We start from the raw sequence: 24,899 nt of genomic DNA, 5'->3' as shown, positions 1-24,899 counted from the left end.
ATTGCGTCAGAATGCAGAAATGAGTGTCTGGAACATTTCCCGCGCGACCTGGATCACGCGGGACGATGCCTGGTAGGCCTGCTGCAGCCGGATCAATTCGGCCGCTTCCCGGTCGAGATTGATGCCGGCCACATCGGCGCGTGCCTGCTGCGCCATGGTGTTGCGGCTCTCGGCCGCGGTCTGCTCTTTGGTCGTGCTGTTGGCGATGCTGCCATGGGTCGCAATGATGCCGGTCCATTCATCCTCGATGGACCCGCTGCCGCGCAGGGCGGTCATGGCCAACAGATTGCCGTTCGCGGTGCCATCGGCGGAGAAGCGCGCGACGAGAGCCGGCGAGCTGATCAGCACCGAGAGCGAGCTGGCATCCGCCCCCATGCTCAGCAGTGTCTGGCCCGCGACACCCGGGGATGAATAGCCGCTGGTGTGCCAATCATTCATTTCGCTCACATAGCGGCTCGCGAGATCGTCCAACGCGTCGATCCTGTCCCGCACGACGCCGGCACTGGTGGCGATGCCGCCCAGCGCGCCACCGGTCGGGGTGGCAATCGCCATGCCGTCCGCTAGCCCGAAGCTCAAAATGCCGTCGGCGGCCTGACTGACCGTCAGGGTCTTCACCTGATTGTTCTCGACGAGCGTCTCGCTGCCGTAACTGATGTTCGCCACGCCATTGGCGCCGAAGGTCACCGTCACGTTCAGCCGCTCGGCAATCTCGCTCAGGGCCTGGTCGCGCGAATCCAGCAGGCTCGCATGGCTGGCCGTCCCCTCGGGCACGCGGCGCAGGCCCTCATTGGCATTGCCGAGCTGGCGCAACGCATCGTTGAGCGAATCCACCTCGTTGGTGGCCGTGTTGCCGATCGAACTGCGGATCGAGACCAGATCATTGTGGCTCTGCTGAAACGCTGCATTGATCTGCTCGAACGAGAACAGCACGTCCGCCTGCAGCGTCGTGTCTGTGGGGTTTGACGCGAGCCGTTCCACCGCCGCGAACATGCCGGTGAAGCGCTGGCCGACGCCCAGTTCGCCATCGTTGAGGGCGGTCTGGATGTCCGACATCCATCGGGCGCGCTGATTGACGCTGCCCAGCGCATTGGTGGTCTGACGCGCGGCTGCTTCCAGATATTGGTCGGATGCGCGCACCACGCCGCCGATCTGCACGCCGTAGAAGGAGGCGCTCGATTTGTAGAGCAGCATCGGCGAATTGCCGGCGGCGGACTCGCTGAGCGCAATCGTCCGGCGGCTGTAGCCGGGCGTCTCCGCGTTGGCGATATTGTCGGCAATCGCTCCCATCGCAGCCTGATAGGCGCGCGTGCCGGAAGCGCCGATCTGGAGAAGATCGCTGCTCACGGCTTATGGTCAAGTTGCTGGAGGATCAGTTCGGCAATGCCAAGGCCGCCCTTGGTGGCGAGCCCCTCGGCCATATGCGCGTCCTGCATCTCGCGGAACTGGTCGAGCCCGCTGCCGCCGCCAATCTCTTCGCCCAGGCTCGCCTGGCGCATGGAGGAGAGGAGCTGGCGCGTGAACACGGCCTCGAATGCCTTGGCGGCCTTCTGCAATGCGGCGTGATCGTCGCTGGCCTTTGGCGACGTCGGGGCTTGCGCCTGCGCGCCCTGCATGGCGGCGGCGAAGGCCGCCTGACCGGAGCCGATCCCTGAGACCTGTGTCATATCACCTCCAGCTCCGCCCGCATGGCGCCGGCCTGCTTGAGCGCGCTCAGGATCTCGAGAAGGTCCGAGGGGGAGGCACCCACGGCATTCACCGCCTTGACTATATCGGCCAGAGACGCGCCACCTTTAAACAGGAACATCGGATTCTTTTCTTCATGGGCGGAAAGCTGGCTGGATTCCTCCACCGCCGTCACCCCGCGCGAGAGCGGCGCAGGCTGCACGATGCGCGGCGCTTCCGTCACGGTCACGGTCAGCTTGCCATGGCTCACCGCGGCCGGGGTGATCTGCACATTGCCGTTGATGACGACGGTGCCGCTGCGCGCGTTGACGATCACTTTTGCGGGCGGATCGGCGGGCTTGACCTGAATGTTCTCGATGAGGCCCATCATCATGACGCGGCTCTCGGCGCCCGGCGGCGCATCGATGGCAATGGAGACGCCATCCACGGCACGGGCGCGCTGATCGCCGAACGCGAGGTTGATCGCGTCGGCCACCCGCAGCGCGGTCGTCACGTCCGCCTCCGCGAGGTTGAAATTGATCGTCGGGCTAGTCTCGAACCCGGTGGCCACGGCGCGCTCGACAGAGGCCCCCGAGGGGATGCGGCCGGCTGAAGGCACGTTGACGGAAAGCTGCGAGCCATCGGCACCGGAGACGCCGAAGCCGCCGACGGCCATATTGCCCTGCGCCATCGCGTAGATCTCGCCATCGGCGCCGCGCATCGGGGTCAGCACCAGCGTGCCGCCGCGCAGCGACTTGGCCTTGCCGAGCGCGGAGACGGTCACGTCCAGCCGCTGGCCAGGCTTGGCGAAGGCTGGCAATTCTGCCGTGACCAGCACGGCTGCGGCATTCTTGAGCGAGGGATTGACGCCCGGCGGCAAAGTAAGGCCGAAGCGCGAGATCACGCCTTTCACCCCCTGCGTCGCATAATCGAGGCTGTCATCGCCCGTGCCGGCGAGGCCAACCACAACGCCATAGCCGACAAGCTGGTTGGACCGCAGCCCCTCGAAGGTACCGATGTCCTTGATGCGCTGGGCATGGGCCGAGGTGGCGATCATGAGGCAGAGCCCGAACGCCAGCAGGGCGAGGGAGACGACCAGCCGACGGAGCAAGGAGGGATAAGGCCTGATCATGGCTGAAAGCTCCATCAGAACGGGCTGATCATGGAGAAGAAGCGCTGCAGCCAGCCCTGACGGCTAGCGCGGGCGATTTCTCCCTTGCCGGTGTAGGTGATCCGCGCATCGGCGACGCGCGTTGAGAGAATGCGGTTATCGGGCCCGATGTCCGCCTGCCGGACGAGGCCGGAGATCTGGACATATTCGTCGCCGCGATTGAGCGTGAGGGCCTTCTGCCCGCGCACCAGCATCGTGCCATTGGGATAGACCCGCGCGATGGTGACAGTGATCTCGCCGGAGAGCGCGTTCGACTGCGCAGCATCACCCTTGCCGGTGAAGCCCTGCGTGCCGCCCGAAGCGATGTCGCTACCGCTGAACAGCTTGCTGAACGGCCCGGTGCTGGGCGGTGTGAGGCCGATGCTGCCGGCGCGATTGGTGTTCGCGCTGGTGCTCTTGCTCGCCTGCGTCCGCTCGACGAGGAGGATGGTGATGACATCGCCCACGCTCGCGGCCCGCGCGCCATTGGTCAGCGCGGAATAGCCGGCCGAGGCCTGAAAGATGCCGCCATTGGGCCGCACCGGCGCGGCGCTGCCAGCATCGCCCGGATAGGTGACCTGATAGGCCGGGTTTTCGAGCGGCTCCTGCTTCTTGCCGAACAGACCGGCAGAGGCCGGTGCGGCGAGGCTGGTCGCCGTGAGGGCGAGGATCAGGATGGCGGAACGGCGATACTGCATGGTCAGGCTCAAAGCTGCTGATTGACGTATTGGAGCATTTCGTCGGTCGCCTTGATCATCTTGGAGGCGATCTCATAGGCGCGCTGGGTCTCGATCATCGTGACCAGTTCCTCCACGGTGTTGACGTTTGACTGCTCGAGCGCGCCCTGGCGGATGGTGCCGCGGCCTTCGAGGCCTGCAGCGCCCACCTGAGGCGCGCCGGAGGCCGCCGTCTCCAGCAGCAGGTTGCCACCGACAGCCTGCAGGCCAGCGGGATTGACGAACCGTGCGGTTTCGATCGCGCCAAGTTCGACCGGCTCCTTTTGACCGGCGACGGTCGCCGAGACGGTCCCGTCATTGCCGATGGTGACGGCACTCACGCCCTCGGGAAGCTGGATCTGCGGGACCAGCGGCAGGCCATCCGGCGAGACCAGCAAGCCCTCCGCATTGGTCTTGAAATTGCCCGCCCGGGTATAGGCAATCGTGCCGTCCGGCTGCTGCAGCTGGAAGAAACCGGCTCCCTCGATCGCAAGATCATAGGTGTTGCCGGTGGTGTTCATCGTGCCTTGCGTATCGATACGCTCAGTGCCGGTGAGTTGCACGCCGGTGCCGAGGTTGAGGCCGATGGCGAGCCGGTTCTGGCTGTCTGCCTGCGTGCCCGCCGCAATGACCTGCTGATAGGCCAGCGTCTCGAAATTGGCGCGGTCGCGCTTGAAACCGACCGTGTTCACGTTCGCCAGGTTGTTGGCGATGACGCGCATCTTGACGTCCTGTGCGTCAAGGCCGGTGCGGGCGACATGAAGTGCGCTGCTGGTCATTGGTCTGGTCCCCTATCTATCCGTCAGTCGAGCCGCATGAGGCTCGCGCCGCCGGAGTCGATCTCCTTGGCGGTGTCGATCATCTTGATCTGGTTTTCCCACGCGCGGCTCGCCTCGATCATCTGGACAAGCGCCGTGGTGGCATTCACGTTCGAGCCTTCGAGAGCGCCGCTGGTCACGGTCGCCATCGGGTCTTGCGGCAAGGCGCCGCCATTCACTTCGCGGAACAGGGTGTCGGTGGACTTGGCGATCGTCGATCCCTTGGCATTCACCAGCTTGATGACATCGACCTGCTGCGGCTGATCGATCTGGCCGCCCTGCGGGACGATCCAGATGCTGCCATCCTTGGCAATGTTGACGCTATCGGCGGGCGGCAGGGTGATCGGGCCGCCCTCCCCAAGCACCGGATAGCCATCGCCCGTGGTCAGCAGGCCGCTCTCGTTCAGGCGCAAGTCGCCGCGCCTTGTGTAGGCTTCCGACCCGTCATTGGCCTGCACCGCGATGAGGGCGTCGCCATCCACCGCGATGTCGAGCGTGTTGCCGGTCTGCACCGCCGTGCCGGCCTTCATGTCCGCCGCGATGACCTGCCCCACCTGCTCCGCGCGGCTCTGGAACGCGCCGCCGCCGACCCAGCGGGTCGAGGCGTTGGCGATCTCGGCGCGAAAGCCGCTGGTGTTGACGTTCGCGAGATTGTTCGCGACCGCCGCCTGGCGGGCCATCGTACCGCGCATCGCGGTGCGGGCAATGGTGGTGAGACGATCCATGGTTCAGCTCCGGGTCCGGTCGATCTTCGCGATCAGGTCCGCATGTTGATGATGGTCTGGGTCATGGCGGTGGCGGTCTCGATCGCCTTTGAGTTCGCCTGGAAGTTGCGCTGCGCGGAGATCAGCGCGACCAGCTCCTCGGTGATGTCCACGTTCGAGCGCTCCAGCGTGCCCGAGCGGACCGCGCCGACCATGCCGCTATTGCCGGCACTGTAGCTCGCCTCGCCGCTGTCGCCCGAGGAAATCCAGTGCGAGTCCCCCATCTGCCGCAGCTCTTCCTGCGCGGGGAATGAGGCCATGGCGACCACGCCGAGGTTGCGCACCGAGCCATCGCCGAAGGTCGCGCTGACGACGCCCGTGGCCGAGATCGCGATGGCGGTGAGCGGAATGCTGGCATCGTCCGGATGGGCGCTGGGGATCTCCAGATCGGAGAGATCGCCGGCGGCCGTGCTGGTGGGCGTGCCGTCACCGGTCGCAGCAGTCGGCAGGACCTGCAGACGGGCACCGGTGGAATCGACGATGAAGCGGTTCTTGTCCATCGTGAAGGCACCGGCGCGGGTGTAGCTGATCGTCTGGTCGGGCGAGGCGCTCTTGACGGTGAAGAAGCCTTCGCCGGTGACGGCGAGGTCCAGCGTCTTGTCGGTCGTCTCCAGCGTGCCCTGCGTGAACTGCTGCTTCACATCGACGAGACGGACGCCATTGCCGCCCGCCCCGACGCCGCCGCTCGCATAGATGTCGCCGAAGGTTGCCTTGCTCTTCTTGAAGGCGAGCGAGGACACGTTGGCGACGTTGTTGGCGACGACACCGAGGTCGGTCTGGGCGCCCTTGAGGCCGGAAAGCGAAATGTAGAAGGACATGGTCGATGCTCCTTGTGAAGTTCAGGGATCAGCCGAGACGCAGCGCGTCTTCGGGCGAGAAATTGCCGAGGGCGGTCATGAGCTGGGCGTTGCCGCCGCTCGCGGGGGACTGGACGGCGGCGATGCTGGCCCAAGTCGCGATGCCGGCCGGCGTCGCGCCGCGCACCTTGACCTGCAGAGCCTGCCCGCCAATCATGTTGCCGGCATCGTCCCGGCCGTCCCAGAAGAAGGGCACATTGCCCTTGGATTGGGCGCCCAGATCGAAGCTCTGGACGACCTTGCCGCTGGCATCGACCAGATCGATGGACACGTTCGAGGCGTCGGCGCCCAGCGCGATCTCGCCGGCATAGGCGCCGGTGCGGTCGGGCGTGGCGATGTTGCTCTCGACCAGCATCGACTTGCCGATCCAGCCGGCCGCGTCGGAGAGGCGCGCGCCAGAGACGGAATCCGCGATCTGGCTGAGCAGGGATGTCGATTGCGACTGCGAGGCCAGCGACGACATTTGCGCCATCTGCGTGACCATCTGATTGTTGTCCATCGGCTGGAACGGGTCCTGATGCTGCATCTGCGTGGTGAGCAGGCGCAGGAAGCCGTTCATGTCGATCGAGGCGTTGGACTTCGCGCTCGTCTCGGCAAGGTTCCGGTTGGTGAACGCCGTGTTGCTATCCACCGCCCAGGGACTGGTGTTGGTCGTCACTGCTGTCATTTGCCGAGCCTGATTGTTTCGAGGATGAGGGATTTGGCGGTCTGGAGGACCTGCACATTGTTCTGGTACATGCGCGCGCTCTCGACCATTTCGACGAGTTCGGCGCTGGTATCGACGCCGGCTTCCCACACATCGCCATTGGCATCGGCCAGCGGATGGCCGGGCTCGTGCCGCTTGGTGGCGGGCGTGTCGGAGGTCACGACGTTATCGACCTTGACCGTGGCGACGCCGGGCTTCTCGACCACGGTGGAGAAGACCGGGCGGATCGCGCGATAGGCCTTGTCCTCGCTGCCCGTGACCGACCCGGCATTGGCGAGGTTGGAGGCGGTGGCGTTGAGACGCACGAGCTGCGCGGACATGGCGCGCCCGGCGATGTCGAAAACGTTCATGGGCTTGTCCATGCTCATTCTCCCCGCAGCGCGCGCGTGATGGTGTTGAGCCGGCCCTCGAGGAAGGAGAGCGTGGTGCGGTACTTCACCGCATTCTCCGCGAAGAGCGTCTGCTCCGTCGACATCTCGACGGTGTTGCCATCGCTGCTCGCCTGCAGCGGCACGCGATAGCCCATCGCCGTTTCCAGCGCGCCGGTCACCGAGCCCTGCTGGCTGGTGGCGCTGGCGAGCGCCTTCTCGAAATCGATGTCGCGCGCCTTGTACCCGGGGGTCGAGGCGTTCGCGATATTGGAGGCAAGCAGCTCCAGCCGCTGCGAGCGCAGCGCCAGTGCCTTGCCATGGATGCCGAACAATGCGTCGTCGAACGACATTTTTTCGTGCCTTCCCTAAAAGTCCGTGGGCCGCATCCGTTCTGACCGGTTGAAACTGGTCCGGTTCCGGCACGACCCATGCCCACGGGTATGGATTGCAAATGCCGTGCCAAACCAAATTGCCGCCGGCTGAGGCCGCGCGGACATGAGGATTTCCGCGCCTTTTGCGCAGGCGGGCGGCAAGGGTGGCAATGTTTTGCCGGTTGGCGGCAGAGTTTTGCCGGTGCGCACGTGCGCCCGGCAGCATGGGGGGATGAGCGGGACCATGTCGAATGTTCTGGGGTTGGATATTCTCGGCCACGTCTTCGCGCCGCTGCCCCTGTTGATGGTGCTGGGCGGCGCGATCATGATCGCACTGGCACAGGTCGGCTTCGGCACGGGTTTTCGCGCCCTGGCTTCCCTACGCCCGCTGCTGACCGCGCGCCCGGATGATGAACGCGACAATGCCCGCGCCCTGCTGTTCAAGGTCGAGGCTGTCGCGCAGCTCAAGGGCCTGGCCCGCGCCGACCGGCTGGAAAGCACCCACCCCTTCGTCAACCAGACCCTCACCACCCTCGCCAATGCCGCAGATGCCGAGCATTTCGCGCTCTGGGTCCATCAGGCGATCCATGATCGCCGTGCCCGTCACGGGCGGGTCATCGCCTTCTGGAACGCGTTGGCCGATGCCGCGCCGGCCGTCGGTATGGCCGGCACGATCGTCGGCCTGATCGGCATGTTTGCGCAGATGAGCGACCCCGCAGCCATCGGCCCGTTCATGGCGCTGGCGCTGATGACGACGCTGCACGGCCTGATCCTCGCCAACGCCATTGCCGGGCCCATCGCCAACCGCCTGTCCGCACTCTCCGAGCGGGAGATTGGCTGGCAGCAGGCCATGGCCGACCGGATGATCGCCATCGCCCGTCGGGAAGCCAATCCGTTCCAGCGTGCCAGCATTCGCGAGGTCGCCTGATGTCGGCGCAGCCGCGCCAAAACCGCGCGCGCTGGGCGCTGAGCTTCGCGGACCTGTGCCTTCTGCTGCTCGCCTTCTTCGCCCTTCTGCAATCCAACCAGACGACGCGTGAGACGGCGCTGGCAGGGATTGGCAGCTATTTTGGTGCGTTCGAGGCGCCGCGCCAGGCCGATCTCGTCGCGCAAGAACTGTTCGAGCCGGGCGAGGCTCTGCTCAACCCTGCCGGTCGCGCCGCTCTGCTGAAAGCGGCAGAACCCATCATGCACGAGAACAAGATCGTGCGAATTCAGTCGATTGGCCTCGACTCCGGCGATCATCGCTTCGACGCCTGGGATCTGGCGGCAGCGCGCCTCGGCGCCGTCGCCCGAACCCTGGTCGCCGCCGGAGTGCCGGGAAAGCGCCTGCGGATCGCGGGCCTCGCCGAACGCGCTGATGACAGCGCACCCGGCAAGCAGACGATCAGGATCACCGAACTGGCCGAAACCGACCGGTAACATGCGTCTGGCACGGACCTTGCTGTGTTTGTTCCGACCATGCATCGGAGCAAGTGACGTGACGATTGAACGCCTGACCTTCCCAAAGCGCGCTGCCCTCATCGCAGCCCTGCTGCTCAGCGCGATCGCGCTTACCAGCATCCACGCGCCGGCGAAGGCGCAGAGTTTCGAGAATCTGGACCGGCTGGACAGCTTGGTTGCGGCCAGCCTCGGCGCCAATCTCGGCCAGCCGGGCGGCCCACTGGCGCCCATCGATCGCCGCCTGAAACTGGCACCCTGCCCGCAGACACCGACGGTCGAAACCCCGCAGATGAACGCCGCGACGGTTGCCTGCCCCAGCCTCGGCTGGCGCATCCGCGTGCCGCTGCTGGTCAACCGGCAGGCCGGCAATCCTCAGCAAAACGGCCGTTTTTCCGAGGCCGCGAGCGGCGCGCCGGTCGTCAAGAAGGGCGATCCAGTTCAGCTGGTCGCGGGTAATGAAAGCTTCAGCATTTCCCGCATGATGATCGCGGATGAAGACGGCGCGCCCGGTGCGCTGATCCGCGTGCGGGAAGAACCGCGCGCCACGCCTGTCATGGCCCGTGTCGAGCGGACGGGTGTTGTTCGTATTCCCGGCATTTAAACTTTCCTGAACTGATCCGTTTATAGTACGGATTGGACAGAAAGGACGTTGGAATGATCAAGTCTGTTGGCCAGGCGACGAGCGCCGCAGTAGAGGCAGCCAAGCTGCGCGATGCTGCACAAGCCCGCTCCGCTGCGCCAGTCAGCGCCGAGCCTGCGCCTGCGAAGGCGGCGGAATCGGCAGCCACCCCCGCCGCGCGCATGGCCGCGCAGGGCGCCCCGGTGGACATGGACCGGATCAACCGCGTCAAGCAGGCCATTGCTTCGGGCCAATATCCGGTCGATGCCGACAAGATCGCCGATCGCATGATCGACCTCGATCTTCCTCATCTGCGCGCCTGAACGTGCCCCAAATGAACCTGTCCATCATCGAGAATTTCGCGGCCGCGACCGGTTCGCTCCGGGTTGCCATGCAAAGCGCCGACCCGCAGGCCATCGAAACGGCAATGGACCTGTTCCGCATATCGCTCGATGCGATCAAATCCATCGAGACCTGGGAGCGTGATCCTGCGATCAAGGCGCGGTTTAGCGACCTGATCGAGGAGCTGGATTCTTCGCGCATGCTCGCCTGCCTGCTCGGCGATATGACCACGCAGATGCACGGCGCGATCGCCGATCGCGATCTGGACGTGCCCCAGCCGCTGTACCAGCGCGCCGGCTGAGCTTCGGCTCGACCCGGATATCCCGACTTTCACGTTAAGCCCGCTGCGCCCTGTGGGCGTGTCGCCGCGCGTCTTATCGTCCCAAAAGTCCCGATCCGCCGTTAACCAATTCTGGCACGCATCTTGCTTTTTGATCCTCGGTACCAACGGGAGATCATTAGTCGCCATGTCCGTGAATGGACTGACCACCAACTCGGCCCAGGGCAGCAATGACGCCAGGGTGACGCAGGCCATTGCCAAGGCCAGCAGTCGCACCGGTGTGGATTTCAATTATCTGATGAGCCAGGCGCATGTGGAAAGCGCGCTGAACCCGACGGCGCGCGCGCGCACCTCCAGTGCGACAGGCCTCTACCAGTTTATCGACCAGAGCTGGCTTTCCATCGTCAACGACCATGGCGCGAAATATGGCATGGACTGGGCGTCCAACGCCATTGAGCGCACGGCGAACGGGCGGTACGTGGTTTCGGACCCGGCCCTGCGCCAGCAAATCCTCGACCTGCGCAATCATCCCGAGACGGCCTCGATCATGGCGGCGGAGCTGGCCACCGACAATCGCGCCTATCTTGAAGAGCGCATCGGCCGACCGGCTGAGGCGGTCGATCTCTACCTCGCCCATTTTCTGGGGGCAGGCGGCGCAGCGAAATTCCTCACGACCATGGCGCAGGCACCGGATGCTTCCGGCGCCGCTCTGTTTCCCGCCGCCGCGCGGGCCAATGCCTCGGTGTTCTTCGACCGGCAGGGCAATGCCCGCAGCCTGACGGACATCCGCGCGAGCTTTGCCCAGAAGCTGGCGGCGGGCGGACAGGCCGCCGGCAGTGCGGCAAGCGATATGGCGATGGACGGCACGCAGACCGTGATGCCCGCCGACTATGTCCGCATCGCGCAGGAGCGGCTGACGATGAACCAGACACTGAGCGAAAAGCAGCCCTATCCCGAATTCGCGCCGCGCGCTGAAACCGCGCGGCTTGCCTACCTCATGCTCGCCACCCTCGGAAGGTAATTGCCAGCCATGACGCGCAACGACATCAACGGCAGCATCTGGAAGAACTCGGCACGCGGGGCAGCTCTGCCCTTCGCCATCCTGCTGCTCGTCATGTTCATGGTGGTGCCGGTGCCGGTGCTGCTGCTTGATATCGGCTTCGTCGGCAACATCATGATCAGCCTTGCGGTGCTGATGATCGCACTGAACGCCGCCAAGCCGCTCGATTTCTCCAGCTTTCCGACCGTGCTGCTGCTGGCCACGCTGCTTCGCCTGGCGCTCAACGTCGCCTCGACGCGCATTGTGCTGGTTAACGGTCACAATGGATCGGATGCGGCCGGCCATGTGATCGAGGCATTCGGCAATTTCATGATCGGCGGCGATTATGTCGTCGGCATCTTCGTGTTCGCGATCCTGATGATCATCAACCTTGTGGTGATCACCAAGGGCGCGGGCCGCGTGTCGGAAGTGTCTGCCCGCTTCACCCTCGATGCCCTGCCCGGCAAGCAGATGGCCATCGATGCCGATCTCAACGCCGGCCTGCTGACCGCCGAGCAGGCCAAGGTCCGCCGGCAGGAAGTCGCGACCGAAGCTGACTTTTACGGCTCGATGGACGGTGCCTCCAAGTTCGTGAAGGGCGACGCCGTCGCCGGTGTGCTGATCCTCGTCATCAATATCCTCGGCGGCATCACCCTGGGTCTGGTCAGCCATGATCTCTCCATCGGGCAAGCCGCGCAGACCTACATCCTGCTGGCCATCGGCGACGCGCTCGTGGCGCAGGTGCCGGCGCTGCTGCTCTCCATTGCCGCAGCCGCGATCGTGACCCGTGTCACGTCCGAGCATGACCTCTCCGGCCAGATCTCCAGCCAGTTCGGCCACAGCCGCGCCTGGGTGCCGGTTGCCGGCATTCTCACCGTGCTCGGCATCGTACCGGGCATGCCGCACCTCATCATCCTGCCCGCCGCCGGCCTCGCATGGTTCATCGCGTGGAAACTGCGCAAGGCCGCCAAGGCCCGCAGCGAGGCGCCGGCGGAACCGGCGGTGGTTGAAAATCCTGCACACATCGAGTGGAGCGACGTCTCCGACGGCGCCGCGCTCGGCCTGGAGATCGGCTATGGCCTGATCTCCCTGGTCGACGAGCGCAAGGAGGCGCCGCTGATCGGCCGGATCACCGGCATTCGCCGCCAGCTCTCGCGCGAACTGGGCTTTGTGGTGCCGATGATCCGGGTGAAGGACAATCTCGCGCTCGGCCCGAACCAATATCGCATCACCATCGCCGGCGTCGTGGTTGGCGAGGATGAGATCTTCCCGGACAGCCTGCTGGCGCTCGATAGCGGCGACATCACCCAGCGGATCGAGGGTCGCGCTGCGCAGGACCCGACGTTCGGGCTCGACGCGGTGTGGATTCCGATGGAGCGGCGCAGCGAAGCGGTCGTCTCCGGCTATACCGTCGTCGACCCCTCGACGGTGATCGCGACGCATATCAATCATCTCATCCTGCAGAACGCCGCTGAGCTGTTCGGCATGGACGAGGCCAAGAAGCTGCTCGACACGCTGCGCGAAGTCACGCCGCAACTTGTCGATGGCCTGACGCCCAATCCGCTGAGCCTCGCGCAGATCGCCGCGCTGTGCCGCGGGCTGCTCATCGAGGGCATTCCGCTCAAGGACTTTCGCCGTATCGCCGAAGCCATGGTGATCGTTGCGCGCGGGGACATGTCTACCGACGCGCTCATCGAGGCAGTGCGCCAGCGGATCGGCTCGCTCATCATCCAGAGCATCGTGCCGGTGAAGGCGCCGCTGCCAGTGCTCACGCTCGATGGCGAGCTGGAAAGCCTCCTCGCCCAGGCCATGCGCGTCGGCGCGGATGCCCATCATCCCATCGAGCCGGCGCTGGCCCAACGCCTCATCGAACAGGTCAGCGAGGCGGCCCGTCCGCTGATGGCACAGGCCCGCAGCTTTGCGATCGTGACCTCGCCGGTGGCGCGCCGCGCCCTATCCCGCCTGTTCCGCCCGCATCTGCCCGACGTTCCGGTGCTCTCATTCCTGGAAATCCCGGATGGCAAGGCTGTGGAAGTCGTCGCAGTGGTCGGAAACGAGACACGCATCCATCAGGTCGAGCGGCTGCAGGCGGCATGACGATATTGCGCAGCATAATCCGCACACGCCTCCGCCCTGCTCGGAAATTCCCGGTTAAACCTTTCAGCGTAGATGAGACCCATGCACAGCGCACAGCTTGAGGTTGCAGCCCTGACTTACGGTCGCCGGCCCGGTGTCTCACCGGATCAGCTGGCGCAGCAATATATGCCGCTGGTGCGCAAGATCGCCTGGCATGTCCATGGCCGCGTCTCCAGCGCCATCGAGATCGAGGATCTGCTGCAGATCGGCATGGTCGCGCTGGTCGAGGCGGCCAACAGCTTCGAGGATCGCGGCTTCGGCTTTGCGACCTATGCGCAGATGCGCGTGCGCGGCGCGATGATCGACCATCTGCGCCGCCATGCGACCCTGTGTCGCTCGGCGATGGCGCGCCGCAAGACCATTCAGGATGCCCGTCGCGCGCTGGAGCAACGTTTCGGTCGTCCGCCCGCGGATAGCGAAGTGGCCGCGCATCTGGGTCTTGATGCCGCTGGCTGGCGCGAGCTTGCCGACGGGACGGATATGGCCCAACACCAGAGCATGGACGAGGTCTATTCGGACCAGTCGATGTGGTTCGCCGATGCAACCGAGGGCGCCGAGGAAGTGCTGGAGCGGGAATCCCTCAAGCGCGCGGTTTCCGCCTGCATCAAGGAACTGCCCGAGCGCGAGGCGATGGTTCTGCAGCTCTACTTCGTCGAGGAAATGAACCTTGAGGAAATCGGACTGACGCTCGACATCGGTGCGGCCCGGGTGTGCCAAATCAAGAAATCTGCGCTCGACAAGCTGCGGGGACGCCTCAGCGCCTTCCTCTGATCGGAACCGCGCTGCGGGATGATCGTTTCTCCGCCATCAATCAGGTGGAGGATGACATGGCCGAAGAACCCAAAACGGTAATCGTCGAGCGCTCGAGCGGCGGCAGCGCAACCGCGATCATTGCGATCGTGGCACTGCTGATCCTCGCGGTGGGCGGTTACTTCCTGCTGCAGAGCCAGGATAACAAGAACGACGCCGTGTCCACGGCGGCGCAGCAAGTCGGCGATGCAGCGCAGGATGTGGGCGATGCGGCCCAAGGTGCTGTCGATAAGAAGTGAGCGTTTGCGGACAGTGCGCCGCCTCAATTCAAACGTCGTTGAAATCGAGCAGATTTAGCCCCTCCTCTTCAGAGGAGGGGTTGGGTTGGGGTGGTGTCGCGCCCGCGCGGCCACTCTCTAAGTTTGCGATGCTGGCGCATCGCCACCACCCCCAGCCCCTCCTCTGAGGCGAGCATGTTTGTGGGTTTCACCCGCGCAGCCTAGGCGAACCGCTGCGGTTGCGCTAAAGCGTGGCCATGTCCGCCACTTACACCCTCGATACGGCGACCAGCCGGGCGAACCCCACGCCGGCGCCGATGCGTCGGCTGACCATTCCCGCCATCCGCGCGCGCAAGGTCGATGGGGTGACCGACTCGCCAATCGTGATGCTGACCGCCTACACGGCACGGCAGGCGCAGTTGCTCGACCCCCATTGCGACCTGCTGCTGGTGGGCGACTCGCTCGGGCAGGTGATCTACGGCCTGCCGTCCTCCGTGCCCGTCACGCTCGAGATGATGGCCGCCCATGGCGCTGCGGTCGTGCGCGGCAGCTATCACAGCGCCGTCATCATCGACATGCCGTTCGGGAGCTATGAGGCTTCGCCGGAGCAAGCCTTCGCAAGCGCCGCCCGCCTGATGAAGGGAACCGGCGCTGCCGGCGTGAAGCTGGAAGGCGGCGAGGCCATGGCACCGACCATCGCCTTTCTGAGCGAGCGGGGCATCCCGGTCTGCGCCCATGTCGGCCTTACGCCGCAGGCGGTGAACGCGCTCGGCGGCTATGGGCCGCGCGGCCGCGATGCTGCCGAAGCCGCCAAAATCCGCAATGATGCCCGCGCCGTCGCCGCCGCCGGCTGCTTCGCGATGGTGATCGAGGGCGTCATCGAAGACCTCGCCATCGAGATCACGGGCGACGTGCCCTGTCCCACGATCGGCATCGGCGCCTCGGCAGCCTGCGACGGGCAGGTGCTGGTGACCGAAGACCTCCTCGGCATGTTCGAGCGCACGCCGCGTTTCGTGAAGCGCTATGCCGATCTTGCCGGGACGATCAGCGATGCGGCGGCCCAATATGCGCAGGAGGTACGCGCGCGCAGCTTCCCCGGCGAGGCCCAGCTTTATGGCGCCAAAAAGTGATTTGCGCAGAGTTCATCCGCCGCTAAGGTCCGCGGCCACAAAATCCCTTCATGCGCCCCTGCGCTTTTTCAGCCGACTGGAGATAGAGACTTGGCCCTGACGCCACATCAGAACGAGGCCCTGCTCCGCGAGATCGACGATGCCGTGCGGCAGGACGATCTGCTGTCCTTCTGGAAGAATTACGGCCGTCTGGTCATCGCTGTCGTCGTGCTCGGCCTCGCTGCCTTTGGCGGCTGGCTCTACTGGCAGCACCACCAGACCCAGAAAGCCGAGGCCAATGGCGAGCAGTTCGCCCGGCTGATGAGTGCTGCCCAGCGGGCCACGCTGGATGATGGGGTGTACAAGCAGATCATGGCCGAAGGTGGCCCGGGCTATCGGGCGCAGGCGGAAATGCTCAGGGCCGCGCTGGCAGGCGGGCGTAACGACGCCAAGACCGCGCTTGCCGCCTATGATGCCATTCTGGCCGACGCGCAGGCGCCGGCCGCGACAAAGGACGCCGCGCTGATGCGCCGGACTGCCCTCGCCTTCGACAGCATGAAGCCGCAGGACGTGATCGTCGCGCTCAAGCCAGTGGCGGTGCCGGGCAATAGCTGGTTCGGCAGCGCTGGTGAACTCACCGCCATCGCTCACCTCAAAGCTGGCCAGCGCGATCAGGCCGGCAAGATCTTCAACGAGATGGCTAACGATCCGCTTGTGCCTGAATCCATCAAGCTGCGCGCCGGACAAATGGCCAGCATGCTTGGATCGGCGACGACGCCCAAGCAAGCCGGGCCGACCGCTGACACGCCTGCCTCCTGATTCCATTGAAAGAGAAACCCACGAGGATGCGTAATCCCACATCATATCGCGCCGCCTGGATCGGCATTCCTGCGGCCCTGCTGCTCCTGACCGGATGCGGCGGGAAGAGCGGCCCCAAGACCCCAGTGCATGGCGACCGCACCTCCATCCTCGGCAGCAACAATGTGCTGGCCGTGGACGACGCCGTGGCATCGCAGGTGGTAACGCTGCCGCCGCCGGTCGTGAACCCGGCATGGGCGCAATCGGGTGGCAATGCCGCCAAGGCCATCGGCCATGTCGCGCTCGGCGACAATATCCAGCAGGCCTGGTCGGCGTCGGTGACCGGTGGCGGCTCGCGCAGCCGGCTGGCCGCAGCGCCGGTCGTCGCAGGCGGCAAGCTTTTCGTGATCGACACCGATGCGACGGTCTCCGCCTTCGACGCCAAAACCGGCGCGCGGCTCTGGTCGAAGAGCATTCGCTCGCCCAACCAGCCTTCGCAGGTGCAGTTCGGTGGCGGCGTCAGTGTCGAGGGCGACCATTTGTTCGCCACGTCCGGCGCCGGGTCCGTTGCCGCGCTGAATGTCACGGACGGCGCCGAGATCTGGAAGGTGCAGCCTGGCGGCCCGCTGCGCGGTGCGCCCACGCTCTCCAATGGCAATGCCTATGTGATGAGCCAGGACAACCAACTCTTCGCGCTCTCGCAGGCAGATGGCGCGGTCGTGTGGACGGACAGCGGCACGCTGGAAGCCACGGGCGTGTTCGGCGTCGGCGCTCCGGCGGCGGCGCAGGGTTCGGTCATCGCCGGCTATAGCTCGGGCGAACTGACCGCCTATCGCTACGAGAACGGCCGCGCCTTGTGGGGCGATGCGCTCAGCCGCACCAGCATCTCCACCTCGGTTGCCATGCTGACCGATATTGACGCCGACCCGGTGGTCGACCGGGGCCAGGTGTTCGCCATCGGCGAAGGCGGCCGCATGGCAGCTTATGAGCTGGTGAGCGGGCAGCGCCTGTGGGAGCTGAACATCGGCGGCATCGCCACCCCGCTGGTGGTGAGCGACTGGGTGTTCGTGGTGACCGACAAGTCCCAGCTGCTGGCTATCACCCGCGCCACCGGCAAGATCCGGTGGATCAGCGATTTGCCGGCTTGGCGCAAGCCGAAGAAGAAGACCGGCCCGATCCGTTGGCGCGGCCCGATCCTCGCGGGCGGCAAGCTCATCCTCGTCTCCACCGAAGGCGCGATGGCGTTCGTCGATCCGACGAGCGGCAAGGTGCTGCAGGAGCGCGACCTCAAGCAGGGTCTCACCCTGCCGCCCATCGTCGCGGACAACATGCTTTACGTGCTGACGGACGAGGGACGCATCCTCGCGTTCCGCTGATGGCAAAAAGACAACGCCCAGACCGCGACACGCCGCCCGGAAGCCTTCCGGTCGTCGCCATCGTCGGCCGCCCGAATGTGGGCAAGTCCACGCTGTTCAACCGGCTGGTGGGCAAGAAGCTCGCGCTTGTCGATGACCAGCCCGGCGTCACCCGCGACCGGCGCGAGGGCGATGCCGAACTGCTCGGCCTCAAGTTCCGCATCGTGGATACCGCCGGTTTCGAGGAAGACGACGCGCAGACCCTGCCGGGCCGAATGCGCGCGCAGACCGAAATGGCGGTTCAGGGTGCCTCGGTCGCCTTGTTCATGATCGACGCGCGCGCGGGCATCACGCCGCTCGACGAGCATATCGCCCGCTGGCTGCGCGCCGGGAACACGCCGGTGGTGCTGCTCGCCAACAAGGCCGAGGGCCGCGCTGCCGATCCCGGCATCATGGAAGCCTTTTCGCTCGGCTTTGATGAGCCTGTGGCCTTTTCCGCGGAGCATGGGCAAGGTCTTGCCGACCTGTTCCAGGCGATCCGCCCGCATGTCGAGGCGGACGAGCCGGACCTACCCGTCAAGGGCGACGAGGATGATGTGGGAGACGAGGACGAGCTGGACGACAGCGCGCCGCTCAAGCTCGCCATCGTGGGGCGGCCCAATGCCGGCAAGTCCACGCTCATCAATCGAATATTGGGCGAAGAGCGGTTGATCACCGGGCCGGAAGCCGGCATCACGCGCGACAGCATCGCCGTGGACTGGACCTGGCACGCGCCCGACGGCGTAGCGCGCGCGGTGCGGCTGATCGACACCGCCGGCATGCGCAAGCGCGCCAAGGTGCAGGAGAAGCTGGAGAAACTCTCTGTCGCGGATGCGCTTCATGCCGTGGATTTCGCGGAAGTCGTGGTGCTGATGCTCGATGCCACGCTTGGGCTTGAGGCGCAGGATCTCCGCATTGCCGACAAGGTGCTGAGCGAGGGCCGTGCGCTCGTGATCGCGCTCAACAAGTGGGACGTGGCCGAGAATGGCTCGTCGCTCTATCAGGGCGTCCGCAAGGCGCTGGAAGACGGCCTTGCGCAGGTGCGCGGTGTGCCGCTGCTCACCGTCTCCGGCGCCACGGGCAAGGGCATTGACGATCTGCTGCAAGCGGCGTTCGATACGCGCCGCCGCTGGTCGCAGCGCGTGCCAACGAGCCTGCTCAACCGCTGGTTCGATGAGGCGCTGGAAGCCAATCCGCCGCCGGCACCGGGCGGCAAGCGGATCAAAATGCGCTACATCACCCAGGCGCGCAGCCGGCCGCCGACGTTCGTGGTGTTCGGATCGCGTCTTGATGAGGTGCCGGAGAGTTACAGCCGCTATCTCGTGAATGGTATCCGCAAAGCGCTCGACTTTTCGGGCGTGCCAATCCGGCTAAACCTGCGTAGCGCACGGAACCCATTTGACAAAAAGAAGTGATCCGACGCGCATCGACGCCCGCGGGCTGAAATGCCCGTGGCCCGTCCTGCGCGCCGCGCGCGCGATGCGCGACCATGATTCCGTATTGCTGCTGGCCGACGATCCGGTGGCGAAAATCGATGTGCCGGCCTTGGCGCAATCCAATGGCTGGGCGATTGGCGTTCACGAGGCAGAGAGCCATGTGGAATATGCGCTGAGCCGCGAGGGTGCAGAGGAAACATAAGCGAATGAGATGCGGCCGTTTTGCGGCTTTTCGTTGGCAGGAACCACCTGTTCTGCCGCACTGACAGATGATGAACGGTCGGCAGGGCCATTCTGCCCTTCCCCCTCACCCCTCCCCACCCTATAGCCGCCCGATGCTTGCCGATCCCGCCGCCCTGCTCCGAAGCGTTTTTGGCTTCGAGGCCTTTCGGGGCGTGCAGGCGCAAGTGGTGGACCGGGTGCTGGCGGGCCGCCCGACGCTGGCGATCATGCCGACCGGCGCGGGGAAATCTCTCTGCTACCAATTGCCTGCGCTCGCCTTGCCCGGCTGTTGCGTTGTCGTCTCGCCGTTAATCGCGCTGATGCACGACCAGTTGCGCGCGGCGCGAGCGCTCGGCATCCGCGCGGCGAGCCTGACGTCGGTGGACGCTGACTGGCGCGAGACGCAGGACAGGCTGGTCGCCGGCGAGCTGGACCTGCTCTACGTAGCGCCAGAGCGCGCCTCGGGAGACGGGTTCCGTGCGCTGCTGGAGCGGTCGCGCCTCTGCCTCTTCGCGATCGACGAGGCGCATTGCGTCTCGGAATGGGGCCATGATTTTCGCCCCGATTACCGCCTGCTGCGTCCGCTGCTCGACGCCTTTCCCGATGTTCCCCGGCTCGCGCTCACCGCCACGGCGGATGCCCACACCCGCGAGGATATTCTCACCCAGCTCGGCATTCCGGCTGAGGGGCTGATCATCTCCGGCTTCGACCGGCCCAATATCCGTTACCTCGTGCAGCCGCGCGATGGCCTGCGTCGTCAGCTTACCGATATTCTGGCGGCCAATCCCGGCCCCGGCATCATCTATGCACCAACCCGCGCCTCGACCGAGCAGCTTGCCGAGGCGCTCGGTGCCAAGGGGCGCCCGGTGCTGGCTTATCATGCGGGACTGCCCGCCGAGCTGCGCGCCGCCAATCAGGCTGCGTTCCTCGCCAGCGAAGAGATGGTGATGGTCGCCACCGTGGCCTTCGGCATGGGCATCGATAAGCCGGACGTGCGCTTCGTCGTCCATGCCGGCCTGCCCAAGTCCATCGAGAGCTATTATCAGGAGAGCGGACGTGCCGGCCGCGATGGCGATCCGGCGACGGCGACGCTGCTGTGGGGCGCAGAGGATTTCATGCGGGCGCGCCAGCGGATTAGCGAGGTGGAGCCAGAGCGCCAGGCCGGCGAGCGCGCGCGCATTGCCGCCCTGGGTGCACTGGTGGAGACCGCGCGGTGCCGCCGTGCGGTGCTGCTGCGCCATTTCGGCGAGAGCCCGCCACCCACCTGCGGCAATTGCGACAATTGCCTCTCGCCGCCCGCCAGCATCGATGCGACGCTGACGGCGCAGAAGCTACTCTCGGCCGTCCACCGCACCGGCCAGAGCTTTGGCCTCGGTCACCTCGAAGCCGTGCTGACCGGGCGGGGTAATGACCGGATTTCCCAGCGCGGGCATGATCGCCTGTCCGTCTTCGGCATTATCGAGGGCGACGAGGCCGCGCTCATCAAGCCGGTCGCCCGCGCCCTGCAGGTGCATGATGCGCTGACCACCACCGACCATGGCGGGCTGGCGCTCGGCCCAGCGGCGCGCGGCTATCTCAAGGGCGAGGAGCGCGTCGAGCTGGTGATCCAGCCGAAGAAGGAACGCCGGCGTGGCCGCGACAAGGGGGAGAACCCCGTCAACGACCCGGTTTTCGAGGCCCTACGCGAGTGCCGCCGCACGCTGGCGCAGGAGGCCGGGGTGCCGCCTTATGTCATCTTCCATGACAGCACCTTGCGCGACATGGCCGCGATCCGCCCCAAGTCGCTGCGGGACATGGCGCTGGTCAGCGGTGTCGGCGAGCGCAAGCTGGAGGCCTATGGCGAGGCCTTCCTCGCCGCCCTTCGCCGCTTCGGCTAATTCATCAGCCCGTTTCGTCGGCGTCAGTGAGCCGCGCGGCCATATCCATGAAATTGCGGGCGGCCTCGCGCTCGGCGGGGTCCTTGAAGGCCACATCGAGGTCCGGCGCGTCTCCAAGCATGTGCAGCAGTGCCCACAGGCCGAAGCGCCGGCCGGCGTCCTTCTCCAGCCCGAAATCGACGCGCATCCGCTCGATTCCGGCGCCCATCGCCTCGGAAGGCACCTCTTCCAGTTCGGTCTTGCCGAAATAGCGCAGCATCAGGTCATGAAAATCCATGGCCGCCAGCATAAGGCACGCACGGCCCGGACGCAGCCGAAATCGACTGCGTTCACCGCCGGATCGTCACGCTCCAGGCGTATCCGCGATACAGGGCGCGGCAGGACAGGTCGACGCCATAGGTCGCGGCAAGGCCGTGAGCCACGGCAAAGAGCGGCTCGCGCGGCGTGACGTGAAAGCGCCCGAGCCAGCCCTGCAAGGCCGCGCGGAACCAGCCGGACAAGCGCTCCTGCTGGCCGAAATCGACGATATGGAGCGACCCGCCCGGCTCGACGACGGACAATGCCTGCGCCAGCGCGGCTTCCCATTGCGGGATCATCGAGAGGCTGTAGCTGATATAGACCCGGTCAAAGCCCGGCTCGCCGAACAAGGCCTGCGGATCGAAGCGGGCGGCATCCGCGCGCTCCAGCAGGGTGCGCGAGTGCGCGCCGGCATGGGCGATATTGCGCTGCGCCGATTTGAGCATTTCCGCCGAGATATCGAGCCCGAAGAGCCGCGCCTGCGGATAATGCCGGGCGACCAGCGCGAGATTGCGCCCGGTGCCAACGCCGATCTCCAGCACCGATCCGCCAGCCGGCACAGCCAGATCGCGGATCAACCGATCCCGCCCCAGCAAATAATATTTGCGGGTGATGTCGTAGATGTGGCGCTGCAGCGCATATTGCGCGTCCATCGCGCGCGCATGGCGGTCGCTCGCCGCGCCGATGCGATCCATGTGCGACACCGATTAACCCTTTAAACTGTAGAGATGCACGCCGCCATAAATGGATGAGCGGTCGGCGCGGGTGAAGCGCAGCGAGTCCTCGCCATGATAATGCCAGCGCTCCAGAAGCGGATCGGGCACGCGCCCCGGCAGCAGGCTCGGCTCGGCCGCCGTGCGGAAGAGCACGCGAGCGCCGGGGCGGGCCGTGCGGGTGATCTCGTACCAAAGCGCCATCAGTTGCGCGTCGCTCATCCAGTCCTGCGCATCCAGCAGCACATAACGATCCACGCTGGCATCCGGCTGCTGGGCGAGCCAGTCAGTCATATTGGCGTGGCGGACGTCGACCCGGGCGGCACGCGCTTTCACCGCCTCATAATGATCCTGCTGGAGATAGGGCGGCAGTGGCGCATCCGCATGGCGGCCATAGCCGCGCCCGAAGGCCTGCCAGGCGAAATAATTGGCCTTGAGATCATAATCGCAGGCGAGCCGCTCAAGCCGCTTGCGCAGCACCGCAGCCATTTTCTCATCGCCGGCAAGCACATCATATTGCGCGGGCGGAATGCCGAGGCCGAAGAGCGAGGCGGGCTGGTCGGTCAGCCAGCGAATGAACTTGCGCTCGAAGATCGGCGCCAGTCGCACCTCGAAGATGCGGCGCTGCTCCTCCATGTCGCGCGCGGCCAGCAATTCGCGCGGATCGATCCGGTACAGCCGCGCCACCAGATGCGCCGCCCCAATGAAGCCGCCGAGCAGTCCGCGTTTATATGCGCCGGAGCGGAACATGCTGATGCGGCGGCGTCCGACCAGATCACGCCCCTCCCAATAGCGGCGCGCCGTCTCGTCCAGATGGGGGCGGATATGCGCCTTGTAGGCCCGGAGATTCTCCGCACTGTCCGCCTCGGCAAAGAAGCGGCGAAAGCTCGCATAATCCGGCAATTGCTGCGCCGCGACCTGCTTCAGGCGATTGAGGGCGATATGGGCCGTGTTGAGATCGACGGCCGTGATGCGCGCCGGATCGGCGGTCAGGTAGGAGAGCACATTGCAGCCGCCGCTGGCGATGGTCACGACATGGCTCTCCGGCGTGATCGCCAGCGCCTCCATGTCCACCACCGGGTCTTCCCAGATCTGCGCGTAAACCAGGCCTCGAAAAGCGAAGGCGAAGGCGCGTTCGAGAAGGCCCTCGCGCGTGGTCGCCTCATGGTTGATGACGGCGCGATCGATGACATGCGGCATGAACGGCTCCCCTGTTGGTCCACCTGACGCCCCGCTAGGCGCCATGCATGTCAGGCCCGTGACCGCGAGATGGCAGATTGGTGACGCGGCTGCGTGCAATGGTCTTGGCTCTGGCGGAGCGCTCACGCTAGGATCGGGCATGGCAGGGTCATCACCCCATCTCGATCAGATCTGGTACGCGCTGGAATGGATCATCCGCATCGGCGCGCTCGCGGTCGTGCCCCTGCGGCGGACACCTGCGGCGGCGCGAGCATGGTTGCTGCTGATCTTCTTCCTGCCGGTGCCCGGCCTGCTCTTGTTTCTCGCCATCGGCAGTCCGCGCTTCCCAGCATGGCGGCGCGAGCGGTTCGACGCCTTGCAGCCCTTCTTTGCTGCGACCGCGCAGGCGCAGCAGCGGCATCATCCCGCGCTTGGCGATGTGGGGCCCATCGCGGCGCTCGCGCGCACTTTGGGCCATATGCCCGCCACCGACGGCAATGCCATCACGCTGATCGACGCCTATGACGCGGTGGTGGACCGGCTCGTTGCGGATATCGATGCCGCAGAGCGGTCCGTCCACCTGCTCGTCTACATCTTCGCCGACGATGCCGTGGGCCAGCGCGTGGCCGCCGCGCTTGGCCGGGCGGTTGAGCGCGGTCTGGACGTGCGGGTGCTGTTCGATCCGGTGGGTTCGCGCCCATGGCGGCGCGGGACGCAGGCGCTGCTGCGCGCCAAGGGGGTGCGGGTGTGCGAAACGCTGCCGTTGCGCTTGATCCGGGCGCGAACCCGGCGCGATATGCGCAATCATCGCAAGCTCTTCGTGATCGACGACAGGATCGGCTATGCCGGCTCCCAGAACATCGTCGCGCGCGATTTCCGGCCCGGCGTGGTCAATCGCGAGTTGGTCGTGCGAGTGACGGGGCCGGTGGTCGCCAGCATGGCGGCGCTGGTGCGTGCCGACTGGTCGCTGGAGTCTGGCGATCCGCCCGGCGCCTCCCCTGCCCCGACGGACACCGCCGGGACCGCATGCCTGCAATTGCTCCCGAGCGGCGCGGATTATCCGCTGGCCGGGTTCGAGACCTTGCTGGTCTGGCAATTGCATCAGGCGCGCCAGCATGTCGTCATGGTCAGCCCTTATTTCGTGCCGGGCGAGGACGTGCTCGGCGCCATGGGCGCAGCGGTGGCGCGCGGGGTCAAGGTCGACCTCATTCTCTCGCGCGTGGCGGATCAGCCGCTCGTTCGCCTCTCGCAAAGCTCCTTCTATCAGGAGCTGCTGGACGCCGGCGTCTCGATCCACCTGTTCCCCAACGAACTGCTCCACGCCAAGACGCTCAGCATCGATGACCAGCTGGCCGTGGTGGGATCGAGCAATGTCGACCTGCGCTCGTTCCAGCTCAACCAAGAGGCGAGCCTGCTGATCTATGACGCCACCTCGATTGCGCAGGTGCTGGCAATTCATGACGGCTATCTCGCCGCCTCCACGACGCTGACGCCGGCAGCATGGCGCGCGCGCTCGCGCACCCGGCGGCTCGCCGAGAACATCGCCCGGCTGGTGGATTCGCTGCTGTGAGC

The 24,899-nt window shown here is 65.8% G+C and carries 29 protein-coding genes; 16 read left to right on the top strand and 13 right to left on the bottom strand.

Annotation, left to right across the window (positions count from 1 at the left end; all coding sequences use genetic code 11):
• Positions 1-6 precede the first annotated feature (6 nt).
• The 10 genes from flgK to flgB all read right to left on the bottom strand — a co-directional run bounded on the left by flgK (position 7) and on the right by flgB (position 7,394).
• Positions 7-1,344 (bottom strand): flagellar hook-associated protein FlgK, encoded by a 1,338-nt coding sequence (gene flgK / locus M2341_RS07985; protein WP_264584864.1) that lies wholly within the window; start codon positions 1,342-1,344, stop codon positions 7-9.
• Positions 1,341-1,664 carry a rod-binding protein gene (locus M2341_RS07980; RefSeq protein ID WP_264572613.1) on the bottom strand — a complete coding sequence of 108 codons (324 nt, stop codon included), beginning with the start codon at positions 1,662-1,664 and terminating at the stop codon, positions 1,341-1,343. The genes flgK and M2341_RS07980 overlap by 4 nt, the downstream gene beginning before the upstream one ends.
• Positions 1,661-2,719: a flagellar basal body P-ring protein FlgI gene (locus M2341_RS07975; protein ID WP_264574865.1), complete on the bottom strand. Its 1,059-nt coding sequence runs from the start codon at positions 2,717-2,719 to the stop codon at positions 1,661-1,663. The genes M2341_RS07980 and M2341_RS07975 overlap by 4 nt, the downstream gene beginning before the upstream one ends.
• A gap of 89 nt (positions 2,720-2,808) precedes the next feature.
• Positions 2,809-3,510, bottom strand: coding sequence for a flagellar basal body L-ring protein FlgH (locus M2341_RS07970; RefSeq protein ID WP_264584863.1), 702 nt, complete (start codon positions 3,508-3,510; stop codon positions 2,809-2,811).
• A gap of 8 nt (positions 3,511-3,518) precedes the next feature.
• Complete coding sequence (flgG, locus tag M2341_RS07965; RefSeq protein ID WP_181559407.1) at positions 3,519-4,307, bottom strand: flagellar basal-body rod protein FlgG; 789 nt, start codon at positions 4,305-4,307, stop codon at positions 3,519-3,521.
• A gap of 23 nt (positions 4,308-4,330) precedes the next feature.
• A complete protein-coding gene (gene flgF / locus M2341_RS07960; protein WP_264584862.1) occupies positions 4,331-5,071 on the bottom strand; it encodes a flagellar basal-body rod protein FlgF in 741 nt (246 codons plus the stop codon).
• A gap of 32 nt (positions 5,072-5,103) precedes the next feature.
• The gene (locus M2341_RS07955) at positions 5,104-5,928 is read right to left on the bottom strand and encodes a flagellar hook basal-body protein (protein WP_264575990.1); all 825 of its coding nucleotides are present in this window, start codon (positions 5,926-5,928) and stop codon (positions 5,104-5,106) included.
• A gap of 28 nt (positions 5,929-5,956) precedes the next feature.
• Entirely contained in the window at positions 5,957-6,634 is a 678-nt protein-coding gene (locus M2341_RS07950) for a flagellar hook assembly protein FlgD (RefSeq protein WP_264584861.1), read from the bottom strand.
• Entirely contained in the window at positions 6,631-7,023 is a 393-nt protein-coding gene (gene flgC / locus M2341_RS07945) for a flagellar basal body rod protein FlgC (RefSeq protein WP_264570078.1), read from the bottom strand. The genes M2341_RS07950 and flgC overlap by 4 nt, the downstream gene beginning before the upstream one ends.
• Positions 7,024-7,037: 14 nt before the next feature.
• A complete protein-coding gene (gene flgB / locus M2341_RS07940) occupies positions 7,038-7,394 on the bottom strand; it encodes a flagellar basal body rod protein FlgB (protein ID WP_264572610.1) in 357 nt (118 codons plus the stop codon).
• A 265-nt stretch (positions 7,395-7,659) separates the two neighbouring features.
• Between flgB and M2341_RS07935 the strand changes: the two genes are divergently transcribed.
• The 15 genes from M2341_RS07935 to recQ all read left to right on the top strand — a co-directional run bounded on the left by M2341_RS07935 (position 7,660) and on the right by recQ (position 21,138).
• On the top strand, positions 7,660-8,343 hold the full coding sequence (locus M2341_RS07935; RefSeq protein ID WP_264584860.1) for a motility protein A: 684 nt from the start codon (positions 7,660-7,662) through the stop codon (positions 8,341-8,343).
• A complete protein-coding gene (locus M2341_RS07930; RefSeq protein WP_264584859.1) occupies positions 8,343-8,837 on the top strand; it encodes a flagellar motor protein MotB in 495 nt (164 codons plus the stop codon). The genes M2341_RS07935 and M2341_RS07930 overlap by 1 nt, the downstream gene beginning before the upstream one ends.
• Positions 8,838-8,901: 64 nt before the next feature.
• The gene (locus tag M2341_RS07925; protein ID WP_413714897.1) at positions 8,902-9,459 is read left to right on the top strand and encodes a flagella basal body P-ring formation protein FlgA; all 558 of its coding nucleotides are present in this window, start codon (positions 8,902-8,904) and stop codon (positions 9,457-9,459) included.
• Positions 9,460-9,512: 53 nt separating this feature from the next.
• Positions 9,513-9,800 carry a flagellar biosynthesis anti-sigma factor FlgM gene (flgM, locus tag M2341_RS07920; RefSeq protein ID WP_264570074.1) on the top strand — a complete coding sequence of 96 codons (288 nt, stop codon included), beginning with the start codon at positions 9,513-9,515 and terminating at the stop codon, positions 9,798-9,800.
• Between the two features lie 11 nt (positions 9,801-9,811).
• Complete coding sequence (locus tag M2341_RS07915) at positions 9,812-10,120, top strand: hypothetical protein (protein WP_181559394.1); 309 nt, start codon at positions 9,812-9,814, stop codon at positions 10,118-10,120.
• Positions 10,121-10,292: 172 nt separating this feature from the next.
• Positions 10,293-11,120 (top strand): transglycosylase SLT domain-containing protein, encoded by an 828-nt coding sequence (locus tag M2341_RS07910; RefSeq protein ID WP_413715696.1) that lies wholly within the window; start codon positions 10,293-10,295, stop codon positions 11,118-11,120.
• A gap of 9 nt (positions 11,121-11,129) precedes the next feature.
• Positions 11,130-13,235, top strand: coding sequence for a flagellar biosynthesis protein FlhA (gene flhA, locus M2341_RS07905; protein ID WP_264584857.1), 2,106 nt, complete (start codon positions 11,130-11,132; stop codon positions 13,233-13,235).
• 81 nt (positions 13,236-13,316) lie between these two features.
• A complete protein-coding gene (locus M2341_RS07900) occupies positions 13,317-14,045 on the top strand; it encodes a FliA/WhiG family RNA polymerase sigma factor (RefSeq protein WP_264572606.1) in 729 nt (242 codons plus the stop codon).
• A gap of 56 nt (positions 14,046-14,101) precedes the next feature.
• Positions 14,102-14,323, top strand: coding sequence for a hypothetical protein (locus M2341_RS07895; RefSeq protein ID WP_264572605.1), 222 nt, complete (start codon positions 14,102-14,104; stop codon positions 14,321-14,323).
• Between the two features lie 236 nt (positions 14,324-14,559).
• Positions 14,560-15,432, top strand: coding sequence for a 3-methyl-2-oxobutanoate hydroxymethyltransferase (gene panB, locus M2341_RS07890; protein ID WP_264584856.1), 873 nt, complete (start codon positions 14,560-14,562; stop codon positions 15,430-15,432).
• A gap of 90 nt (positions 15,433-15,522) precedes the next feature.
• Positions 15,523-16,230 carry a tetratricopeptide repeat protein gene (locus M2341_RS07885; RefSeq protein ID WP_264584855.1) on the top strand — a complete coding sequence of 236 codons (708 nt, stop codon included), beginning with the start codon at positions 15,523-15,525 and terminating at the stop codon, positions 16,228-16,230.
• A gap of 26 nt (positions 16,231-16,256) precedes the next feature.
• On the top strand, positions 16,257-17,585 hold the full coding sequence (locus tag M2341_RS07880; protein ID WP_264584854.1) for a PQQ-binding-like beta-propeller repeat protein: 1,329 nt from the start codon (positions 16,257-16,259) through the stop codon (positions 17,583-17,585).
• On the top strand, positions 17,585-19,018 hold the full coding sequence (gene der, locus M2341_RS07875) for a ribosome biogenesis GTPase Der (RefSeq protein WP_181559385.1): 1,434 nt from the start codon (positions 17,585-17,587) through the stop codon (positions 19,016-19,018). The genes M2341_RS07880 and der overlap by 1 nt, the downstream gene beginning before the upstream one ends.
• On the top strand, positions 19,002-19,241 hold the full coding sequence (locus M2341_RS07870) for a sulfurtransferase TusA family protein (protein ID WP_264584853.1): 240 nt from the start codon (positions 19,002-19,004) through the stop codon (positions 19,239-19,241). The genes der and M2341_RS07870 overlap by 17 nt, the downstream gene beginning before the upstream one ends.
• A 133-nt stretch (positions 19,242-19,374) precedes the next feature.
• Positions 19,375-21,138 (top strand): DNA helicase RecQ, encoded by a 1,764-nt coding sequence (gene recQ, locus M2341_RS07865; protein ID WP_264584852.1) that lies wholly within the window; start codon positions 19,375-19,377, stop codon positions 21,136-21,138.
• Between the two features lie 4 nt (positions 21,139-21,142).
• Here the strand turns inward: recQ and M2341_RS07860 are convergent, their stop codons facing one another.
• From M2341_RS07860 to M2341_RS07850, 3 genes are read right to left on the bottom strand one after another with little or no spacing between them, the layout of a single operon-like run.
• Positions 21,143-21,415: a hypothetical protein gene (locus M2341_RS07860; protein ID WP_264584851.1), complete on the bottom strand. Its 273-nt coding sequence runs from the start codon at positions 21,413-21,415 to the stop codon at positions 21,143-21,145.
• 52 nt (positions 21,416-21,467) lie between these two features.
• A complete protein-coding gene (locus tag M2341_RS07855; RefSeq protein ID WP_413715694.1) occupies positions 21,468-22,130 on the bottom strand; it encodes a class I SAM-dependent methyltransferase in 663 nt (220 codons plus the stop codon).
• 12 nt (positions 22,131-22,142) lie between these two features.
• Positions 22,143-23,348, bottom strand: a complete 1,206-nt coding sequence (locus M2341_RS07850) for a DUF3419 family protein (RefSeq protein ID WP_264584850.1) — start codon at positions 23,346-23,348, stop codon at positions 22,143-22,145.
• Between the two features lie 139 nt (positions 23,349-23,487).
• Here M2341_RS07850 and cls point away from each other — a divergent pair, with 139 nt between their 5' ends.
• The gene (gene cls / locus M2341_RS07845; protein WP_264584849.1) at positions 23,488-24,897 is read left to right on the top strand and encodes a cardiolipin synthase; all 1,410 of its coding nucleotides are present in this window, start codon (positions 23,488-23,490) and stop codon (positions 24,895-24,897) included.
• Positions 24,898-24,899 lie beyond the last annotated feature (2 nt).

It is taken from the genome of Sphingobium sp. B7D2B, assembly GCF_025961895.1.
Taxonomy (GTDB): Bacteria; Pseudomonadota; Alphaproteobacteria; order Sphingomonadales; family Sphingomonadaceae; genus Sphingobium.
The sequence above is the reverse complement of the archived record's forward strand: the minus strand, read 5'-3'. Positions and strand labels throughout refer to the sequence as shown.

Excerpts from the sequence above, each read along its gene's own strand:
- M2341_RS07980 (WP_264572613.1), bottom strand. The coding sequence starts at position 1,664 with ATGACACAGGTCTCAGGGATCGGCTCCGGTCAGGCGGCCTTCGCCGCC.
- M2341_RS07975 (WP_264574865.1), bottom strand. The coding sequence starts at position 2,719 with ATGATCGCCACCTCGGCCCATGCCCAGCGCATCAAGGACATCGGTACC.
- M2341_RS07970 (WP_264584863.1), bottom strand. The coding sequence starts at position 3,510 with ATGCAGTATCGCCGTTCCGCCATCCTGATCCTCGCCCTCACGGCGACC.
- flgG (WP_181559407.1), bottom strand. The coding sequence starts at position 4,307 with ATGACCAGCAGCGCACTTCATGTCGCCCGCACCGGCCTTGACGCACAG.
- flgF (WP_264584862.1), bottom strand. The coding sequence starts at position 5,071 with ATGGATCGTCTCACCACCATTGCCCGCACCGCGATGCGCGGTACGATG.
- M2341_RS07955 (WP_264575990.1), bottom strand. The coding sequence starts at position 5,928 with ATGTCCTTCTACATTTCGCTTTCCGGCCTCAAGGGCGCCCAGACCGAC.
- M2341_RS07950 (WP_264584861.1), bottom strand. The coding sequence starts at position 6,634 with ATGACAGCAGTGACGACCAACACCAGTCCCTGGGCGGTGGATAGCAAC.
- flgC (WP_264570078.1), bottom strand. The coding sequence starts at position 7,023 with ATGAACGTTTTCGACATCGCCGGGCGCGCCATGTCCGCGCAGCTCGTG.
- flgB (WP_264572610.1), bottom strand. The coding sequence starts at position 7,394 with ATGTCGTTCGACGACGCATTGTTCGGCATCCATGGCAAGGCACTGGCG.
- M2341_RS07935 (WP_264584860.1), top strand. The coding sequence starts at position 7,660 with ATGTCGAATGTTCTGGGGTTGGATATTCTCGGCCACGTCTTCGCGCCG.
- M2341_RS07930 (WP_264584859.1), top strand. The coding sequence starts at position 8,343 with ATGTCGGCGCAGCCGCGCCAAAACCGCGCGCGCTGGGCGCTGAGCTTC.
- flgM (WP_264570074.1), top strand. The coding sequence starts at position 9,513 with ATGATCAAGTCTGTTGGCCAGGCGACGAGCGCCGCAGTAGAGGCAGCC.
- M2341_RS07915 (WP_181559394.1), top strand. The coding sequence starts at position 9,812 with ATGAACCTGTCCATCATCGAGAATTTCGCGGCCGCGACCGGTTCGCTC.
- flhA (WP_264584857.1), top strand. The coding sequence starts at position 11,130 with ATGACGCGCAACGACATCAACGGCAGCATCTGGAAGAACTCGGCACGC.
- M2341_RS07900 (WP_264572606.1), top strand. The coding sequence starts at position 13,317 with ATGCACAGCGCACAGCTTGAGGTTGCAGCCCTGACTTACGGTCGCCGG.
- M2341_RS07895 (WP_264572605.1), top strand. The coding sequence starts at position 14,102 with ATGGCCGAAGAACCCAAAACGGTAATCGTCGAGCGCTCGAGCGGCGGC.
- panB (WP_264584856.1), top strand. The coding sequence starts at position 14,560 with ATGTCCGCCACTTACACCCTCGATACGGCGACCAGCCGGGCGAACCCC.
- M2341_RS07880 (WP_264584854.1), top strand. The coding sequence starts at position 16,257 with ATGCGTAATCCCACATCATATCGCGCCGCCTGGATCGGCATTCCTGCG.
- der (WP_181559385.1), top strand. The coding sequence starts at position 17,585 with ATGGCAAAAAGACAACGCCCAGACCGCGACACGCCGCCCGGAAGCCTT.
- recQ (WP_264584852.1), top strand. The coding sequence starts at position 19,375 with ATGCTTGCCGATCCCGCCGCCCTGCTCCGAAGCGTTTTTGGCTTCGAG.
- M2341_RS07860 (WP_264584851.1), bottom strand. The coding sequence starts at position 21,415 with ATGGATTTTCATGACCTGATGCTGCGCTATTTCGGCAAGACCGAACTG.
- M2341_RS07855 (WP_413715694.1), bottom strand. The coding sequence starts at position 22,130 with ATGGATCGCATCGGCGCGGCGAGCGACCGCCATGCGCGCGCGATGGAC.
- M2341_RS07850 (WP_264584850.1), bottom strand. The coding sequence starts at position 23,348 with ATGCCGCATGTCATCGATCGCGCCGTCATCAACCATGAGGCGACCACG.
- cls (WP_264584849.1), top strand. The coding sequence starts at position 23,488 with ATGGCAGGGTCATCACCCCATCTCGATCAGATCTGGTACGCGCTGGAA.